This is a genomic window from Sphingobacterium sp. UBA7855, assembly GCA_002500745.1.
Taxonomy (GTDB): domain Bacteria; phylum Bacteroidota; class Bacteroidia; order Sphingobacteriales; family Sphingobacteriaceae; genus Sphingobacterium.
The window spans coordinates 78625-97115 of the sequence record DLST01000001.1; the positions used below are offsets into that span (position 1 = coordinate 78625).

The following is an 18491-nucleotide window of genomic DNA, read 5'->3' on the forward strand; positions in this document are numbered from 1 at the left end:
TTGAAATTAGCATAAAGATGAACAGGTGGGTGGGCCTCGATTGCCAGAAATCAGTGATCTGACGATTTGGTCTCCAATGATGAACAGACCAAATTCAACGCATTTAACAGGCAATATGAATTCGCCCTGCGTAAAATTAAAAACTAGTTGAGGATGTGCATTTTGGTCGCAGATAGCACATTTGGGGTGATCAGCATGATGTTTTTTTGCTGGACCATCTGCGATATGCAGTGTAGCTTGGGGATGTTCATGACTGTACACAATGAACTGACCAATTAAGAAGGTCATCAAGAGCACGAATGCTGCGAATTTGTTCAATGAGATGTCTTTCACGCTGAAATCACTACGTTTAAACCCAAGTTGACACTCGAATTATGATGTTAACCGGGTCAAAGATAATGAAAATAAAATATAAAGCAATCGTGTTGCATTTATTATTGTGATAGTATCATAAAATTCGCCTCTGAATCAAAGACTCAGCGGCGAATTTTGCTGATGTATAAGACTTATCGTTTTACTTTTTGGGAGGAATGAACTTGCCGACAATTTCATATTGATTGGCATCTAGTCCCTGAACGTCTTGCAATTTGACAATGCGATAAAGCGAATCGCTGAAATAGTCTAATTTTTCCTGACTATCGTATAAGCTATTGGTTATCTTTTTAACGATATGGATGTGTTTTACCTTTTCGTTCTTATCAAATTCGATACGCAGTTTCTGTATCTGTAGATCTTTCTTTTTCGCTGTAAATTCGGTCACACAATCGACAGCTTTAACTTCATACAATGTGGGATTGAAATTTTTGCTGATATCAGCAGCTTGAAAGGCAGACAGTTCATTTTTCCAGCTTCCAATTTTCAGCTCGCGCTGTTCTTTTTCTCCATCTTTGCTGACAGATTTTAGCACGGCGGGATTGAGCTGTTGCAAGCGATTGACTTCTCCATTAAAAAACGAGTCGACAGAAAATATGTCGGAAGATTTTTTGGGGCTTTTGGTTGCGGAAGGTGATCCACAACTCCAAAAAAGCAGAGCACTACCCGCAAAAAAGGAGAGTGCTCTGCTACTGATTTTATGTAGGTTATTATTCTGATACCAATACATTTCCTGTCATTTCAGCGGGGATATTGACGCCCAAAATTTGTAAGACGGTTGGGGCAATATCACCTAATTTACCGTTGGCTATTTTTTTGTACTGATCGTCAATCAAGATACATGGAACCAAATTTGTTGTGTGTGCGGTGTTTGGCGATCCATCCTCATTGACCATAAACTCCGAATTGCCATGATCGGCCAGAATTATAAAGGAGTAACCATTTTTAAGACCAGTTTCTACGACCGTTTTGGTACATTGATCCACAGTTTCTACGGCTTTAATCACAGCATCAAAAACTCCTGTATGACCCACCATATCTGGATTTGCAAAGTTCAGACAGATAAAATCAGGCTGAAGTGTTTCCATATCGTTAACGATAGCCGCTGTAATACCTTGAGCGGACATCTCGGGTTGAAGATCGTAAGTCGCCACTTTTGGTGATGGAACCAACAAGCGGTTTTCACCTTTAAATTCTTGTTCACGGCCTCCCGAGAAGAAAAATGTGACGTGTGGATATTTTTCTGTTTCGGCGATACGTGTTTGTGTTTTATGGTTAGCCTCCAATACTTCACCCAACGTGTTGGTCAAGTTATCTTTTTGAAAAACAACCCGCACATTTTGGAACGTTTCATCGTAAGACGTCATGGTCACATAATATAGATCTAACGGTTTCAGATCATATTCTGGGAATGCTTTTTGGGTTAGCGCGATAGTAATCTCGCGGCCACGATCCGTTCTGAAATTATAACAGAATACCACATCGCCTTCTTGTATTGTAGCCACAGGAGCTCCGTTGGCGTCTACCAAGGCAATTGGTTTCACAAACTCATCGGTAACACCTTCGTCGTATGATTTTTGGATAGCGGCCACCAAGTCGTTGGATTTTTCACCTTCCGCTTTTACTAAAAGATCGTATGCTAATTTTACCCGTTCCCATCTGTTGTCGCGATCCATCGCATAGTACCGACCGATTGCCGATGCGAAGGTACCCGTTGTTGTTGTCAAATACGCCTGTAAATCTCTCACGTAACCAATACCCGAGTTTGGATCCGTATCACGGCCATCCAAGAAAGCGTGCACAAATACTTGTTCACTGCTCAGTCCAGCATGTTTTGCGGCATCACATAGACCTTTTAAATGCTTGGTGTGCGCGTGTACGCCACCATCCGAAAGCAAACCGATAAAATGTACCTTTTTGTTATTTTCTAAAGCATATTTAAATGCGTCTTGAATCACTGGATCCGAATTGAACACACCGTCATTGACCGCTTTGTGAATACGTCCCAATTCTTGGTAGACAATTCTTCCGGCACCAAGATTCATGTGCCCTACCTCAGAGTTACCCATTTGGCCGGCAGGCAAGCCAACGGCTTCGCCCGAAGCTTCTAAAGTTGAGTTTGGATATGCTTCTAATAAATGGTCTAAAAATGGGGTGTTTGCAGCTTCAACTGCATTAGATTTATCATGTTTTCCATATCCTAGTCCGTCTAGGATCATGAGTGCAACTTTTTTCTTATTCATCGTATAACAAAGATAATCTTAATTTTAGAATCTATCAACGCATCTTAAAAACTTCCCTTGTTAATCACCATTATTTTTATAGGTTTGTGGCATCATTTGTGTTCCACAATAAAGGGAACTACCTAAGGATTGATTTTGATCATAGAATCTGTTCTATACTATGTTAAGCTATATGAAATTTTTAAGCCATTGCGGATTTATACTTATTACAAATCTTTTTTTACACGATGCTGCCTTTGGTCATTTTTCGATGCATGTAAAACCACGGATGGAAGCGAACTTGCCTGGGGATGATGATGCTTTGCAACGAATTTCGGAGGAGCTAAAATCATTTTTAAAAGAGGGTAGTGCTAAAAACATAGCCAGGTATTTTGCCTCAAACATCACCTTGTCGATTTCAGGTGAAAATGGTATTTATACAAAATACCAATCAGAAATCATGTTGGGCGCATTTTTTAATCAGCATAAACCCAAGACTGTAAAACTGACCCAATCGAGCAAAGCCAACAATGGCTATCAATATTTTACCTATTCCTTAGCCACCGAACAGGCCAACTATCGGGTCTTTGTAAAGATAGGAGCAGGGAGTAATAACCATTCCATCGAAGAGTTGAGGATCGACAAAAATTGATCCTGATCCTATTTTTTTTATCAATCTATTTTTCGATTAAAAAATTATTCCACATCTTAGCCCAATAAATAGCATTTATGGAGAAGGAAATCAAGGACTATTTGGCCCAGTTTGTAAAACAGGCTGTCGCGGAGGATTTGGGCGATGGAGATCATACCTCCTTGTCGACAATTGAAGCCGGCGCGCAAGGTGAAGCCAAGTTGATTGTGAAGGATGATGGTGTACTGGCAGGTGTCGAAGTAGCGCAGGCAATTATCGCCTATGTGGACGATAGTTTGGTCTGTGAGGTCTTTATCCAAGATGGAAGCCGGGTTAAAATGGGGGATATTGCTTTTTATGTCAGGGGAAATATCCAAAGTATTTTATTGGCCGAACGCTTGGTGCTGAATGTGATGCAGCGTATGAGTGGTATAGCGACAACAACGCGGCAGTATGTGGATCTGTTGGCCGGTACAGACACAAAAATTTTAGATACGCGAAAAACGACGCCCCTGTTACGGGTGCTGGAGAAAGAAGCCGTGCGCATTGGTGGCGGCACCAATCATCGTTTTGGTCTTTTTGATATGATTTTAATTAAGGATAATCATGTAGACTACAGTGGCGGGATTGTACCAGCGTTAGAGCGTGCAAATGTCTATAGAAAGAGCCTAAATAAACCGATAGCGATAGAAATTGAAGTCCGAAATTTTGTGGAACTTGATGAAGTTCTTAACTTTGGCGAAGTGGATCGAATCATGTTAGATAATTTTTCACCGCAAGATGTTGCCAAAGCTGTTCAGATTATCGACCGTCGGTTCAAGACAGAGGCCTCTGGTGGAATCACTTTTGACACGATTAGGTCATATGCGGAGGCCGGGGTAGATTATATCTCAGTAGGTGCTCTGACACACAGTGTGAAGAGCCTTGATCTTAGTCTGAAGGCCAAGTTATTATAAGAACTAATTAATTAATGATATCGATTTATTTAGTAATTGCAGTATTACTAGCGTACGTGTTTGGGTCCATACCAACAGCTGTTTGGTTGGGACAGGCGTTTTATGGTGTAGATGTTCGTGAGTATGGTAGTGGTAATGCTGGGGCGACTAATACCTTTCGTGTGTTGGGACCGAAAGCGGGATCGATCGTGATGTTTGTCGATATTTTTAAAGGCTGGACAGCAACCAATCTAGCTTATTTAATAGAACTGGGGCAAAATACGAGCGATGTTCAGTTTGTTAACTTTCAGTTGGCATTGGGCGTTATCGCGGTATTGGGGCATTTATTTCCTGTATTTGCTGGATTCAGAGGAGGGAAGGGCGTAGCAACGCTCTGTGGTATGATTCTCGCTATCCATACACCCGCAGCCTTGGTTTGTGTTTCTGTATTTGTTATTATCCTGTTGACCACCCATTACGTTTCATTGGGATCCATTTCGGCAGGATTTGCATTTCCATTCAGTTTGGCCTTTATTTTCAAAACAACGATACCTTCGGTGCTCCTCTACGGAATAGCGATTTGTATCCTCTTGTTGATTACCCACCAAAAGAATATAGAGCGTCTGTTAAAAGGGCATGAGTCCAAGATCTACCTTTTTAAGAAAAAAGCGAAGGAAAAAGAATAGGCACAATAATTGCATCCGCTACGATGGATTAATAAATTATTGTAAAATATCCATGTTGGATGCGCTGAAAAGCGATTATCTTTCGCTTCGAAACTCCATATGGCCCTTGAAATAAAATATAAACTATGAACGGAATGTTTAAGTATTCAGCTATGGTATTGGCATGTGTAACACTGGCATCGGGGTTGTCGGGTTGTGCAACTTCTGCTGTTACCGGGAAAAAATATTTGAAATTGGTCAGTGCTGATCAAGTGAACGAGCAAGCTGCATTGGCTTATAAAGATTTTTTATCGAAGAATAGTTCAAAAGTAGTCACTGGGACTGCTGATGCGACAATGGTTAAACGTGTGGGCAATAGACTGGCCACAGCGGTGAACCAATATTTGCAAAGTACGGGTCGTGCCAACCAATTTAACTTCAATTGGGAGTTCAACTTAGTAAGGAGCGATGATGTGAACGCATGGTGTATGCCTGGTGGTAAAGTAGCCGTTTATACGGGAATATTACCTGTTACACGTACCGAAGCCGGACTTGCCACAGTAATGGGGCATGAGATCGCCCATGCGATTGAGGAGCATTCCGTAGCGCAGGCTTCGAATCAGATTGCTTTGCAATTGGGCGGACAGATTTTAGGTTCCGCAGCAGGGATATCTGGCAACAGTACCCTTGGAGTTTTCAATAATCTTTACGGTTTGGGCGGAAATTTGGCGCAGTTGAAATTCTCCAGAAGCGACGAGTCCGACGCAGATGCAGCAGGCTTGATTATTATGGCCTTGGCGGGATATAATCCAAATGAAGCGGTCGATTTTTGGAAGCGTATGGCTTCAGGAAGTCAGAAAGGGCAGCCAGAGTTTTTGAGTACGCACCCGAGTGATGAGCGACGTATTGCGGATATCCAAAAATTGATTCCGAATGCGATGAAATATTATAAGAAATAAACGATTAATAGGATACGAAAAGAGGGATTTGCGCGAGCAGATCCCTCTTTTTTTTGAATTATATTTTGATCAAGTTACACCCCGGCTAGCGCATCGCTAACGCCGAGTACTACACCGATGACCAATCCCATAAAATTAAAGGCGATGGTAATGATGACCATGATGCCAATAAATTTGTAATGTTTTTTTAACGCATCCAAGCAGAGCTCCAACTGAATGGTGTCGCGGTTTTCAATTGCTTTTTTCGCTTTGGATCCGAAATTATACAGAAAATAGATGGGAAGGCAAAAGAAAGCGAGAAAGAGCAGGTAGAGGACACCGAATGTAGATAAGGCCCCCGCTGTGACATATTCGTCTGCACCGAGTGACAATGCACTTGCGCCAAAGATGAGGCTGACCATGGTGATGGCCGAGATGCCGATGAAAATAAAACAGACGATGGCCAAAAAATTGGCCCATTTGGCTGCTGAAGCTAAAAAAGCGAGTCCTGCAGGAGACAGTTTAAGGTCTGCAGGTTCTAGAAAAGAAGAATTTTGAATACCGTCTTCCATGAAGCGTAAAATATTAGGTGTGCGAATTTCAGAAATGTTCTTGGCTTTTGAAACAAGTTTTTATACAAAACATCCAGCGTATACAATCGTTTAGATTTTTTCAATTCGTTAGGCTCTCGTAGTGCAATTGCTACAGGAAACTCAATTGTATAAAGTAATTTTCTACTGTTAGGAAATTAGCTAAAAATTTTTAAAAAATTAAATTCCGATTGGAAGAATGTTGTTACAAAAAAAAAATCTAAAATTGATGTGGAAAACTATTTTTGATCAGATAATTATAATGTAAATGCTGGTTTAAAACATCTTACAACGTTTTTTTTCGTGATAAATTATAGGTTGATGTCTGATTTTTTGTGTGGATTTCATGAAATGGGTGTGGTTTAGTGTGTTAAGTTTATATTAAGTCCTTTGTAATTTGAAATCTCTTAGTAATTTTGCTTAACATTTTTTAACAAATCACATTATATGAAAAGATCTTTACTCTTTTTCGCTCTTGTTATGGCTAGTTATGGTGCTGTACAAGCTCAGGTTACAACAAGTAGCGTTACAGGTATTGTAAAAGAGGCTAATGGACAGTTCACATCGGGAGCAACAATTAAAGCTACGCACGTGCCATCAGGAACTGTTTATTCTGGCTCGGCTAACGCTGCAGGTCGGTTCAACTTAGCTAATATGCGTGTTGGCGGACCTTACAGAATTGAAGTAACCTATGTAGGACAACAACCTATCGTGTATGAAGATGTTTATTTGCAATTAGGTGAACCATTCGTCCTGAACCCAGTATTTGGTGACAACAGTACCACACTAGGAGAGGTTGTAGTAACTGGAACAGCTATAAATGCGCAAAAGACCGGGGCTTCTACAAGCATAAATCAAAGAGTAATTCAAAACTTGCCTCAAATAAATCGTAGTATTACGGATTTTACTAAATTGACTCCGCAAGCCAATGGAAATTCATTCGCTGGTAGAGATGCACGATATAACAATTTACAAATTGATGGTGCTAATTTCAATAATGGTTTTGGATTGAGTTCTAATCCAATACCTGGTGGTAATTCTCAGCCTATATCATTAGATGCGATTGAACAAATAAGCGTTAATATTGCACCTTTTGATATTACACAATCGGGATTCACTGGTGCAGGTATAAATGCTGTTACAAGAAGTGGAACGAATAGGATTGAAGGGTCAGCATATTATTATTTACAAAACCAGAATTTACAAGGTCGAAAGATTGAGGATGTGACTCTAGATAAGGTGGATGCTGCGAAGAAAAATTTCGGTTTTCGTTTGGGTGGGCCAATTATTAAAAATAAATTATTCTTATTTGTAAACGCAGAGAGAGAGGAAACTACTGGTGCCAATGCGTCTGGCGCTAACCTCTGGAGAGCTTCTGAAGATGGGGTAGCAGATCCAAATAATAATATTGCCAGAACAAAACGTTCAGATCTAGAAGCTGTAAAAAATCACCTAATCAATACATGGGGATATGATCCAGGTAGATACGAGGGATATGCCGATGAAGCAAAGGAAAGCAGTACTAAGTTTTTAGTTCGCTTGGATTGGAACATTAATGAAAAGCACAAATTTGCACTTAGATACAATCAGGTGGTTGGTAACTCCATGCAGGTTGCTAATGGCAATTCAGGCCCTTATCCGAGAAGCCAAACCAATCGCGTAAGTGATCGCTCTATTACGTTTGAAAATGGTAATTATGCATTTAAGAATATTGTAAGATCAATTACTGCGGAATTAAACTCCACTTTTAATTCTCAATTATCAAATCAATTTTTGGCGACATATACTAGGATTCAAGATACTAGAAGTACACCAAGCAGTCAATTATTTCCATTCGTTGATATATGGGATGGTTCTGCAACAGGAAGTAACTACATGAGCTTCGGTACAGAGTTATTTTCTTATAAGAATGATGTGATTAATAATAATTATTCATTCACGAATAATTTAACTTTAAAGGCTGATAAACATACATTTACATTTGGTGGAGCTTTCGAAATTCAAAACTTTGGAAACTCTTACACTCGAATGGGAACTTCATACTATCGTTATGCATCTGTGGATGACTTCCTTAAAACAGGTACACCTCAGGAAGTCGCACCTATTATGTATGGGGTAACTTATCCATATGAGGGACAGGATACCTATTCAAAGATAAATTTCGGGCTAGCTTCTTTATATGCTCAGGACAAGTGGTCTGTAACAGACAATTTTACAATGACATATGGTGTACGTGCAGAACTTCCTATTTACTTAAATAAATTAACTGCTAATCCATCTATTGATGCACTACGCTTATTGGATATCAATGGAAATCCTAAGAACTATAATTCGGGTTTGTGGCCAAAATCACAAATCATGATATCACCTCGGATTGGATTCAACTATGATGTATTTAAAGACCGCTCATTAGTACTTCGTGGTGGTACAGGATTTTTCTCAGGAAGAGTTCCATTTGTTTGGTTAACAAATATGCCGACAAATGCTGGTGTGTTGCAAAATACTGTTGAGCCAGGAAGTTATGAAGCAGTTTCTGGATGGATCAACAACATTAAATTTAACACCGATCCTTATTATTATTTAAACAACGTTCCTGCTGGTGCAGAAGCCGTATTTATTAAGACGCCTAAGGAAGGAGCTCCTTCTTCATTTGCTTTAGTAGATAGAGACTTCAAAATGCCTATGGTTTGGAGAACCAGCGTTGGTGCTGATTATAAAATTCCTAATTCTCCATTCGTTTTATCAGGAGACTTCTTGTATACCAAAGATATTAACGCGGTATTTCAATTGGGAGCTAATAGAAGAACGCCGAATACATTCTTGAATTACGGTTCATCTGGTGAAGAAGGCGATTACGGCGACAACCGTGCATTCTATCCTGCAGGTGTAAACGGAAGTGCATATAATAGCAAAATTGGAGCAAATAATGCTACAGTATTGACAAATACAAATGTTAAAGGACATGCGGTTAGTGCGACTTTAGGCTTAAGTGTTCCTTATTATAAAGGACTAAGTGGAAGCGTATTTTATAATTATGCAAGTGCTAAAGAGGTTTCGGCAAACGCTGGATCAAGTGCGAGTTCTGCATGGGGAGGATCTGCCACTGTAAATGGGCCAAATGATCAAATTTTGCACCCATCGGCATTTGCAATTCCACATAGAGTGATGGCGCATTTGAGTTATAGGTTAGAGTATGCTAATCACTTAGCTACTACAGTTGGTGTATTCTATAATGGTTCGTCTCAGGGTCGATTCTCTTACACCTATTATTCTGACATTAATAGAGATGGTCAAAATGCTGATTTAATCTATTTACCAAAAAATCTAAATTCATTAACTTTTGTTGATCGAGTTGATGCTAGCGGAAAAGTTCTTTTTACTGCAGCTCAACAAGCGGAGGCTTTAGAGAAGTTTGTAAAGGATAATGGATTAGAAAAGTATCAAGGAAAGTATTTGCCAAGAAATGGTTTTATGATGCCTTGGTTGAATAGATTTGATGTCAAAGTGCTCCAAGATATATTTACTAATATTGGTGGACGCAAAAACTCTTTACAGCTAAGTCTTGATGTGATAAACTTTGGTAATCTTCTAAATAAAAACTGGGGTATTCAAAGTCGTTTAAATAATGGACAATTGTTATATGGAAATAAAATGGTACCTGGAGTTAGTAGTGGAAAGCCTGTTCTAAATACAGCTACTACCCCAACTACGGGAATTCCAGAATTTAATATGAATGTTGTTAATGGTGAATTACCAACTACTCCATTTCAGAATGTTAGTACTTTGGGTACTACCTGGCAGATGCAGTTAGGGGTAAGGTATACTTTTTAATAAATATTGACATATTAGAAAGCAGAATAAACTCGTTTATTCTGCTTTTTTTGTTATGTGTTTTGATGAATCAATTGTGTGAGCTCATTGTCGAATTTGCCTATTTTAAATGAAATCTCAGCATCTATAGAGGTAGGGTGTTAATTGGGTAATAATCTGATAAATAGTATTTTAAGCCGTGTTGATGTTTTCAGTCACCTTTAGAAAATCTACCGTTGATAACAACTCTAATCCGAAATTCAAATAAAATCCACTTAGAAACTTTTTAGTTTTATCTGTGATGTCTAAATATTTGTTGTTTCCGTCTTATTTAGGTAGTCGTTCACTTCTTTTTCAGGCTCTAGAATAATGCCGATTTCTTCAAATGGTTTTTTATCTTTTGCACTGTACCCAGTAATATAGCTTCCATTTAAATAATAAAGTAAATGTTTTACTTTACCTGAATATGGACCGTAACAGTTTTGTTTGAACTCAAGTTTGGAGACATCTTCGCACCGAATTTCTGTAAGAAATAGGCAACCTTTTCAGCTTAAAATTCTGAGATAAACTTGCCATTCTTTACAAGTTCGGACACTACAGATAATAACATTGCTGGAGCAGGTGTTAAGGCTACTCTTTCATTCTTTAGAATTTCCTTTACAGCTTTATTTGGCTCATAGATTGTAATCTGACAATCTAAATCTTTGAGCGAGCTCAAAAGCATGTTTTTGATGATATTCCAATCAAGCCCACCATTACCCGCACTCAAACGGGGCTCGAAGTTTGATCTACGGTCACGGGGTGTTTCGATATTGATCGTGCCCTCCGAAGTTCGGATCTTCTTACTGGACTTTCCGTTACGCGGATTACCGCCGGAGCGCTGAATCAAAATCAAAATCGCTTTTTTTAATACTCATAATTACTGTGTCAAGGATAATAATACTTCTTATTATTATCCTTGACACAGTCTATTTTACAGTCTCTTTTTTACTTCACTATTGACATATTCTCCAAATTAAAGCTTAACACGATGCAAGGGGAATTTAGCTGTTTTCAATTTCTTGCCCTATGAAAAGGATGCTAATAGAAAATATTTATACCTTGCAAACTTATTAGGCTAAGATGTTAACAAATTTACCCATCTACATTCCTTTAATTTTTGGATTGACAACCGTCGAAACGCTTTTTATGTTCTCTTGGATTATTAAGACTTCAGAATCCCCAACTACACGACAACACTCAACCAAAATCATTATCGGTTTGATAGTGTGGTTAATCATTCAAGCTGTTCTGTCTCTTAAAAACACGTACAATTCTGACACAAATTCATTTCCTCCCAAAATATTGTTGTTTGGGATTGTACCGCCAATTTTAACAATTGTGACCTTGTTCGCAATGAAAAAGGGACGGCAATTGGTTGACAGCCTCTCTTTAACAAACATTACTTATTTGAATACAGTCAGAATTCCTGTAGAGATAGTGCTGTTGTGGCTTTTTCTGAACAATGCTATTCCCGAGTTAATGACTTTTAAGGGGAGAAATTTTGATATTATCGCAGGCATAACCGCGCCATTAATTGCATACTTTGGGTTAGCAAAAGGAAAGATTAGCCATAAAACAGTTTTGATTTGGAACCTTGTCTGTCTTGGTCTTCTGATTAACATTGTCATAAATGCTTTTTTTTCCGCACCATCTCCCGTACAAAAATTCGCCTTTGAACAACCTAACATAGCTATTTTAAATTTTCCGTTTAGTTGGTTGCCAACATTTATAGTGCCCATTGTGTTATTTGGTCATCTGGTTTCCATAAGACAGCTATTGAGGCGCTGAGTGTCACAAACTGTCCAATTTTCTTTGGCGTAATTTTCGCCTTTCTATATTTTATTTTAAGCGTTCCAACATTAAAATTATACCCATCGTATTCCTTACATTCGGCTTCTCCTTGTATATTCAAGATTCATAAACCGTCCGTTTTTAAAAGCCAACTTTCTATAAGCTTTAACTCTTCAATCATTGTATGCTTGCTACGGTTATTGTTGGATTATGATGAATTGAAAAATTTACAGAGTTGGCAATAAAACACAATTCTTTACCTCTCAATATTTTTTACTGTCTATTGCCTATCTTCGATATTATTGTTCTCGAAAATCTCGTGTAATTTTTGTTGCAATAGCTCTTTATTGGGCAATTGGGTCTGGTATTCGGCAACCATTGCAGGGGAAAGTGAACGGCTCAATGCAAATTCTACAACTTCGTTTTCCTTATCCTTGCAAAGCAAGATGCCAATACTCGGGTTTTCGTGAGGTTTCTTTACGTTCCTGTCTAATGCTTCTAAATAGAAATTGAGTTGCCCCAAATGGTCGGGTTTAAATTTTTCGGTTTTAAGTTCAAAAGCTACTAAGCATTGCAAACCTCGATGATAAAACACAAGGTCAATATAAAAATCACTGTTGCCTACCTGTACTTTGTATTCTTCATCAATGAAAATAAAGTCCCTGCCCAATTCCAAGATAAAGTTTTTCATCTGTTTGATTAAGCCTTTTTGCAGGTCGCTTTCGCTGTGTGGTTCGGGCAAGTTCAGAAATTCAAAAACATAACTGTCTTTGAAAGCATTCGTAATATCTTGCGAAAATTCTTTGGGCAATGATGCGATGTTTATTTTGCCCAACATAACGCGTTCAAACAGGCTTGCGTTAATTTGGCGGTCAAGCTCCCGAACACTATAATTTTCTTTGATACTCATACGCAAGTAAAACTCTCGCTCTTCTTCGGTTTTGCACCGTGAAAAAATTGTGCGGTGGTGCGACCAACTCAACTGTGCTAAAATGGTTTTTCTGATGTCTTGGGGTTGTGGTTGTAATTGTCGCCCCACTGTGGCGACAATTTTAGTTTCTTGTTTTTCAGTATTTTGTATTTGTGTCCACGCTGTGGCGACAAATTTGGTTTCGGCATAGGTTTCATAGAATTGTATCATTCTATAAAGCCCTGCACGGTTAAAGCCTTTCAGTTCGGGATTATTTTTCTGAATAAAATCCGCTAATTCATTTACCGTTTTATCGCCCCACTCGGCAACGGCCAACTTTTGTTTGACGTATGCCCCTATATTCCAATATAAGTTAATAAGCTCGATATTAACCGCCTTTATCGCATTGCTTCGGGATTGCTGTATGAGCTGTATAATGTCGGTAAATCTCTTATCCATTGGTGACTATATTATAAAGTACGAAGATATTAACAAAAACTAAAAAAATACCTGATGTGGACACAAATGCGCGAAGTTGTGATCAAAAACTTTCCTGCTTCACCCGGCATTCCAGCCAATCATGATTTGTATATTAAAAATATAGACGATATATATTTGACAGATGCTTACCACTCACTATCCATTGAGCGTTACCGAGCAACGCACGAGATTATTGCCAAGGTAAGTTCAGGCGAATCGAATGGCAAGGAAAATGAGGAAGACCCTAAGCAACGTGATACGATGGCTGCCAGAGGCTATTATCAAGCTTTCCTGTCTGTAAAGGAAAGTGTAGATGCCGATAAATATGCAGTGCTTTTGGAGTGTAAAAATGTTTATACTGGTAAAAGAGATCATAAAATATTTGAGAAATCTCAGAATAAAATTATGTAGAGCTTTTAGAGTCTGAAAATAAATTATTTTAGTTTATCCAAAAAGTCATATTGAAATTGATCAATATTTGCAAAAACGCCTATAGAATTATAGTTACTATCTATGAGAAAATAAGAAGGATAAGAACTTATTTTAAGATCATTGAGAAGCGTATTTGTTTCAGGTACTACATAATTTGTCCAATCATATTCATTGTTTCGTAGATATTTTTGCCATTCTAAATATTTTCATCTGTTGAAAGACCGATAACTTCGACTTTTTTATCTTTCAATGATTTCGAAATTAACTTCATTTTCTTATGGTCTTCCCTGCATGGGGCGCAGCCCAAATACCAAAACTCCAGCAAATAAAATTAAAGGAACGGACATGCTCCGTGAAGGCGGTGTTCTGGCTTTCATAATTTCTCAGGTGTGGCACAAATGCCTCTATTTAGTATGAGTTTTACAGAATTGTAAAGTTTACGAAAATTCTGTATTATTTAAAAAACACTGTTTAATATAATTACCACATCATAATACAATAAAATAAACACTTCTTGTTTTAATAAAAATAACACAGCAGTGTTTAATAAATTTATAAGTTTATGGCAACACCACGTGAAAGATTTGTAGAAGCCTTAAAATTCTTGCAAGAACTATAGGAAAAGGGGATTGTAGGCATTCATACCGATGATATGCCGAACCGGAAATACCGTGAGATACTTTCCAAGAATGGTTTTATACGAGAGGTAGCTAAAGGATGGTATATCCCCACCAGTCCCGAGGAAAAGGATGGTGAGACAACAGCCTGGTATAGCTCTTATTGGGATTTTGTTGCTGTATTTCTGGAAAGAAAGTATGGTGATAATTGGTGCCTGTCTGCCAATCAGTCACTATTGCTACATGCAGCCAATCAGTCGATACCACAGCAATTGCTTGTTCGTTCGCCACGAGGAAACAACAATCCTACGCCGTTGCCACATAATACTTCATTGTTCAATATGCGTGGAGAACTGCCATCTGCAGATCAGCTTATGGTAACTCCAAACGTTATCCGGATGTACAATCTACAGTCGGCATTAATATACAGTTCTGCCAGCACCTATACCCGTAATGCTATTGATGCACGCACAGTATTGTCGCTGATACGCGATGCTTCGGAGCTTTTACTAGTACTTCTAGAGAACGGACATACTACTTTAGCGGGACGCCTTGCCGGCGCTTTCCGTAATATTGACAGGGACAAGATAGCCGATCAAATTATAGACACTTTTAAGCAGGCAGACTATGATATCCGTGAAGAAGATCCTTTTGAAAGCAAACTGGACCTAAAGTTGTCCACCCGTGAACGTTCACCCTACGCAAACCGTATACGCCTGATGTGGACACAAATGCGTGAAGTTGTGATCAAAAACTTTCCTGCTTCACCCGGCATTCCAGCCAATCATGATTTGTATATTAAAAATATAGACGATATATATTTGACAGATGCTTACCACTCACTATCCATTGAGCGTTACCGAGTAACGCCCAAGCTTATAGCCAAGGTAAGTTCAGGCGAATGGAATGCCAAGGAAAATGAGGAAGACCTTAAGCAACGTGATGCGATGGCTGCCAGAGGCTATTATCAAGCTTTCCTGTCTGTAAAAGAAAGTGTAAGAGCTGTTTTACAAGGGAAAGATGCCGGTATACAAGCAGATATGGATCATTCAAAATGGTATAGAGAGCTGTTTGAGTTCCGTCAACTAAGTCAAACTGCTTTTCCTAAAATATATTCCACCTTGACATCGATGAGTGGTACGGATTTATTGCCTAAGCCTGTATCGAGAAAGATCCCAGCATTAATTACGGGGGCAAGTCAACAATCATTAGAATGGATTGCTAAAAATGGAGATGGTTGGATAACGTAAACCGGTTCCACAACAACTAAAAGTGACACAATGAGACTTGCCGACAAAGTTTCAACATGGAGAAATCTCATCCCAAATGATCAATTTAAACCACATATGACCAATGAATGGATTGAATTATCTGAAGACCCTTACTTTCCAAGAACGCCGTTAAGAGGTGGTTTTGTACTGAAGACGGGGAGATTAGGACTTATTGAACTCCTTAACGAATGGCAGGATGCAGGTGTCAATCATGCTGCATTAGGTATTCAATTTAGCACACGTCCTTTACAAGATGTGATAGATGAGCTAGCGGAGGAGGTTTTACCATTATTTCCAACACTTTTAGATGACAGCCATTATGTGAAGTGTTATTAATAAAATAATACGGAGTTTACGAGAAGTTATAGGATCATGAATACCATCCTTTAATAAATAGTACTTTGTAAATTAAGATATTTTACTGTCAAATATGAATATCCATTCTGCTATTGATAGACGTTAATGGTTTTTGTATCTATCTGTTTATTTTTTCATCATTTTAGTTTGTCTTTCGAGATAATAATCCTGCGTCATGATTGGTTACATGGAATTTATTGCCTAATATAAATAAAGTTATCATAAAATTCATAGGGTTACAGAGGTCTCGGTTTGCGCAAAAGATGTAAATCGGTACAATCATAATGCTACAAAAGAGATATGAGAAATTAGCTAATTATTCTCCTATTTCTATGTTTCAAAGATTGTCAATTGTACTTTGAATAAAAGCATCAGATGCCAAATTTTTAACTGTATTCTTATTGAGTATACCATTCTGTTTTTTTTAAAACATACTCACTTGGAATTATTTAGATTTGAACATAGCTAGTTAAGGGAGATTACAAAACAATACCACCGAATAATAGTTTTATTGTCCGATGCCGATTATTCGCTATACTTCTTAACAGGTTTCGCAGAATGGTTTTTTCGGTATTGTTTATAATTTCCATGTTTTTCATATTCCAAGGTTCCTTCCTCACAGTAACCACTGAGATAAACAGAGAATTTATTGCTTTGGTCTTTGTTGGCATTTAGCTGTTGGATGATATCAGAAACACGACGGGGTATCTCAAAGAAGTTGGAGTTATAAACAAGGTCATCCAGTTCTTTAGTCAGTTCGATACGGCGTTTTGACTCTGGGGGAATATTGTAGAGCGGCGTTAAATCAATCTCTTTTCTGAATATCTTATGTGGTTGAATTTTGAGCGCACGGCAGATCAGAATAAAGTTGTTCAAAGAAGAACCTTTTCCTCTTTCAATAGCCGAGACCGTATTGGTAGTCAATCCAGTCATATTCGCAACATCTTTCAAGGTATAGTAGATTTTTTCCCTTTGAATGCGCAATTCCTCACCAATTTCCGCCAGTATGTTCTCGTTAATATCTGCCATATACAAATGGAAGACTTATTTGCGCATAATTTAAATAATAATATTCTTTATTTTATTTGCGCAAATAAATATTAGTATGTATATTTGTTTCAACGAAAGCCGATAAACTAAATGTGAACTGTGAACCATACCAATAATTGTTGAGTCATAATGCAATACTAATATGGTATGATTAAAATGCAATACTAATATGGTATGATTAAAATGCAAATAATGAGAAAATTAAGTATTAAAAATATAGCAAAGTCACCGGAATAAAACTCATTACTATTTTGTAGATTAGTATCTAGCATCCTATGTTGATAACCCCTATTATTAACGTGTACTGCCATTCAAAGCATAGGATTAAGAAAAATAAAATTATTTGAATCGTTGAAATAGACTCGGTATTGAGTTTATTCAAAAGTTGTGTTTGCGCAAAAATAAAGTAATTATTTTGCGTTGAGGATGTTCTTTGACTTATTGGTATTGAAAGGGAGAATATAAAAATTTAGGCTGATCGGATGTTTTGCTGATCGGTTTGATTAGAATAGGAGGCATTTTGTTATGCCGTATGGTGAGCGCAATGGCGACTCACTAAATACCCCTTTTTAATAAAATGTTGGGTAACATTCTACGCTATGTTCTTGATTATTATTGGGATGCTGGGAGGTAGGATGTTGATGATCTCTAAATGCGGGGTATACACAACGGTCGGGTTTTTTATTTCTTTCCGAGAGGATGTTAATGACCTCAAATTGTGAGGTATACACAATATTGAAAATATAGATCCAAAGCGAGTATAAAATGTTAGTGATCTCAAAAAGTAGGGGTATTGACAATTATATTTGTTTTGCGATACCACGGCGTTGATGACCTCATAGGTGCAGGGTATAAGCAACATCAATGCTTTGTAATTGTTTTGAGGGGCTGATGTTAATGATTTCAAAATGTAGGGGATATATGCAACTAGCACATGGGCTACTACTGTTTATTTAGGTGATATTAGAATTTTCAAAATTATATATTGAGGCATCTTGTTATGCCATAGGGTGAGCGCAATGGCGACTCACCGAATACCCTTTTTAATAAAATGTTGGGTTACATGCTATTCTATATTCTTGATTATTATCACGACACTACGAGGTAGGATGTTAATGATCTCAAAAAGCAGGGTATACACAACTCACCGACCTATACATACCAAGGATTGCTTGATGCTGATGCTCTCAAAATGAGCGTATACTCAACAACCTATGCGTATATTGCGCGCGGTATAGGATGTTAATGATATCGAAATAAAGAGTATACACAACTGAGTCTTGTTTGTGAAACGTGAGAAATTTGATGTTGATTATATGCAATTAGCGTATGAGCTGCTACCGTAATTAATTCCGTTGCGTAGTACTTTAAAAGTAAG

At 38.0% G+C, this 18491-nt stretch carries 15 protein-coding genes and 1 pseudogene; 9 read left to right on the top strand and 7 right to left on the bottom strand.

The genetic code is table 11. The features are described 5' to 3' along the window. Positions 1–514 precede the first annotated feature (514 nt). Positions 515–1102: a hypothetical protein gene (locus B2107_RS00340; protein WP_293952044.1), complete on the bottom strand. Its 588-nt coding sequence runs from the start codon at positions 1100–1102 to the stop codon at positions 515–517. Further along, positions 1083–2615, bottom strand: a complete 1533-nt coding sequence (gene gpmI / locus B2107_RS00345; protein WP_293952046.1) for a 2,3-bisphosphoglycerate-independent phosphoglycerate mutase — start codon at positions 2613–2615, stop codon at positions 1083–1085. The genes B2107_RS00340 and gpmI overlap by 20 nt, the downstream gene beginning before the upstream one ends. A gap of 172 nt (positions 2616–2787) precedes the next feature. On the opposite strand from gpmI, the gene B2107_RS00350 reads away from it, so the two are divergent. From B2107_RS00350 to B2107_RS00365, 4 genes are all read left to right on the top strand, one after another. Then, positions 2788–3246 carry a DUF4783 domain-containing protein gene (locus tag B2107_RS00350; RefSeq protein WP_293952048.1) on the top strand — a complete coding sequence of 153 codons (459 nt, stop codon included), beginning with the start codon at positions 2788–2790 and terminating at the stop codon, positions 3244–3246. A 77-nt stretch (positions 3247–3323) separates the two neighbouring features. Beyond that, on the top strand, positions 3324–4181 hold the full coding sequence (gene nadC, locus B2107_RS00355) for a carboxylating nicotinate-nucleotide diphosphorylase (protein ID WP_293952050.1): 858 nt from the start codon (positions 3324–3326) through the stop codon (positions 4179–4181). 14 nt (positions 4182–4195) lie between these two features. Continuing rightward, complete coding sequence (gene plsY / locus B2107_RS00360; protein WP_293952051.1) at positions 4196–4846, top strand: glycerol-3-phosphate 1-O-acyltransferase PlsY; 651 nt, start codon at positions 4196–4198, stop codon at positions 4844–4846. Positions 4847–4980: 134 nt separating this feature from the next. Beyond that, positions 4981–5784 (top strand): M48 family metallopeptidase, encoded by an 804-nt coding sequence (locus tag B2107_RS00365; protein ID WP_312331829.1) that lies wholly within the window; start codon positions 4981–4983, stop codon positions 5782–5784. A gap of 74 nt (positions 5785–5858) precedes the next feature. Here B2107_RS00365 and B2107_RS00370 read toward each other — a convergent pair whose 3' ends face one another. Then, positions 5859–6335, bottom strand: a complete 477-nt coding sequence (locus B2107_RS00370; protein WP_293888528.1) for a hypothetical protein — start codon at positions 6333–6335, stop codon at positions 5859–5861. Positions 6336–6800: 465 nt separating this feature from the next. Here B2107_RS00370 and B2107_RS00375 point away from each other — a divergent pair, with 465 nt between their 5' ends. Then, the gene (locus B2107_RS00375) at positions 6801–10184 is read left to right on the top strand and encodes a TonB-dependent receptor (RefSeq protein WP_293952055.1); all 3384 of its coding nucleotides are present in this window, start codon (positions 6801–6803) and stop codon (positions 10182–10184) included. Between the two features lie 745 nt (positions 10185–10929). Here the strand turns inward: B2107_RS00375 and B2107_RS21995 are convergent. Continuing rightward, positions 10930–11049, bottom strand: a pseudogene (locus B2107_RS21995) (transposase); the annotation flags it as partial. A gap of 236 nt (positions 11050–11285) precedes the next feature. Here B2107_RS21995 and B2107_RS00385 point away from each other — a divergent pair. After that, positions 11286–11993, top strand: a complete 708-nt coding sequence (locus B2107_RS00385) for a hypothetical protein (protein ID WP_293952059.1) — start codon at positions 11286–11288, stop codon at positions 11991–11993. Here B2107_RS00385 and B2107_RS21870 read toward each other — a convergent pair. Together B2107_RS21870 and B2107_RS00390 are read right to left on the bottom strand one after the other, a co-directional pair. After that, positions 11932–12117, bottom strand: coding sequence for a MepB family protein (locus tag B2107_RS21870; protein WP_366770905.1), 186 nt, complete (start codon positions 12115–12117; stop codon positions 11932–11934). The two genes, B2107_RS00385 and B2107_RS21870, sit on opposite strands and share 62 nt — an antisense overlap. 159 nt (positions 12118–12276) lie before the next feature. Next, complete coding sequence (locus tag B2107_RS00390) at positions 12277–13365, bottom strand: PDDEXK nuclease domain-containing protein (protein WP_293952061.1); 1089 nt, start codon at positions 13363–13365, stop codon at positions 12277–12279. Between the two features lie 54 nt (positions 13366–13419). Between B2107_RS00390 and B2107_RS00395 the strand changes: the two genes are divergently transcribed. From B2107_RS00395 to B2107_RS00405, 3 genes are all read left to right on the top strand, one after another. Continuing rightward, positions 13420–13797: a hypothetical protein gene (locus B2107_RS00395; protein ID WP_293952063.1), complete on the top strand. Its 378-nt coding sequence runs from the start codon at positions 13420–13422 to the stop codon at positions 13795–13797. A gap of 673 nt (positions 13798–14470) precedes the next feature. After that, positions 14471–15685, top strand: coding sequence for a hypothetical protein (locus tag B2107_RS00400; RefSeq protein ID WP_293952065.1), 1215 nt, complete (start codon positions 14471–14473; stop codon positions 15683–15685). A gap of 30 nt (positions 15686–15715) precedes the next feature. Then, the gene (locus tag B2107_RS00405; RefSeq protein WP_293952067.1) at positions 15716–16042 is read left to right on the top strand and encodes a hypothetical protein; all 327 of its coding nucleotides are present in this window, start codon (positions 15716–15718) and stop codon (positions 16040–16042) included. A 546-nt stretch (positions 16043–16588) separates the two neighbouring features. Here the strand turns inward: B2107_RS00405 and B2107_RS00410 are convergent. Continuing rightward, entirely contained in the window at positions 16589–17092 is a 504-nt protein-coding gene (locus B2107_RS00410; RefSeq protein WP_293952069.1) for a helix-turn-helix domain-containing protein, read from the bottom strand. Between the last annotated feature and the right edge of the window lie 1399 nt (positions 17093–18491).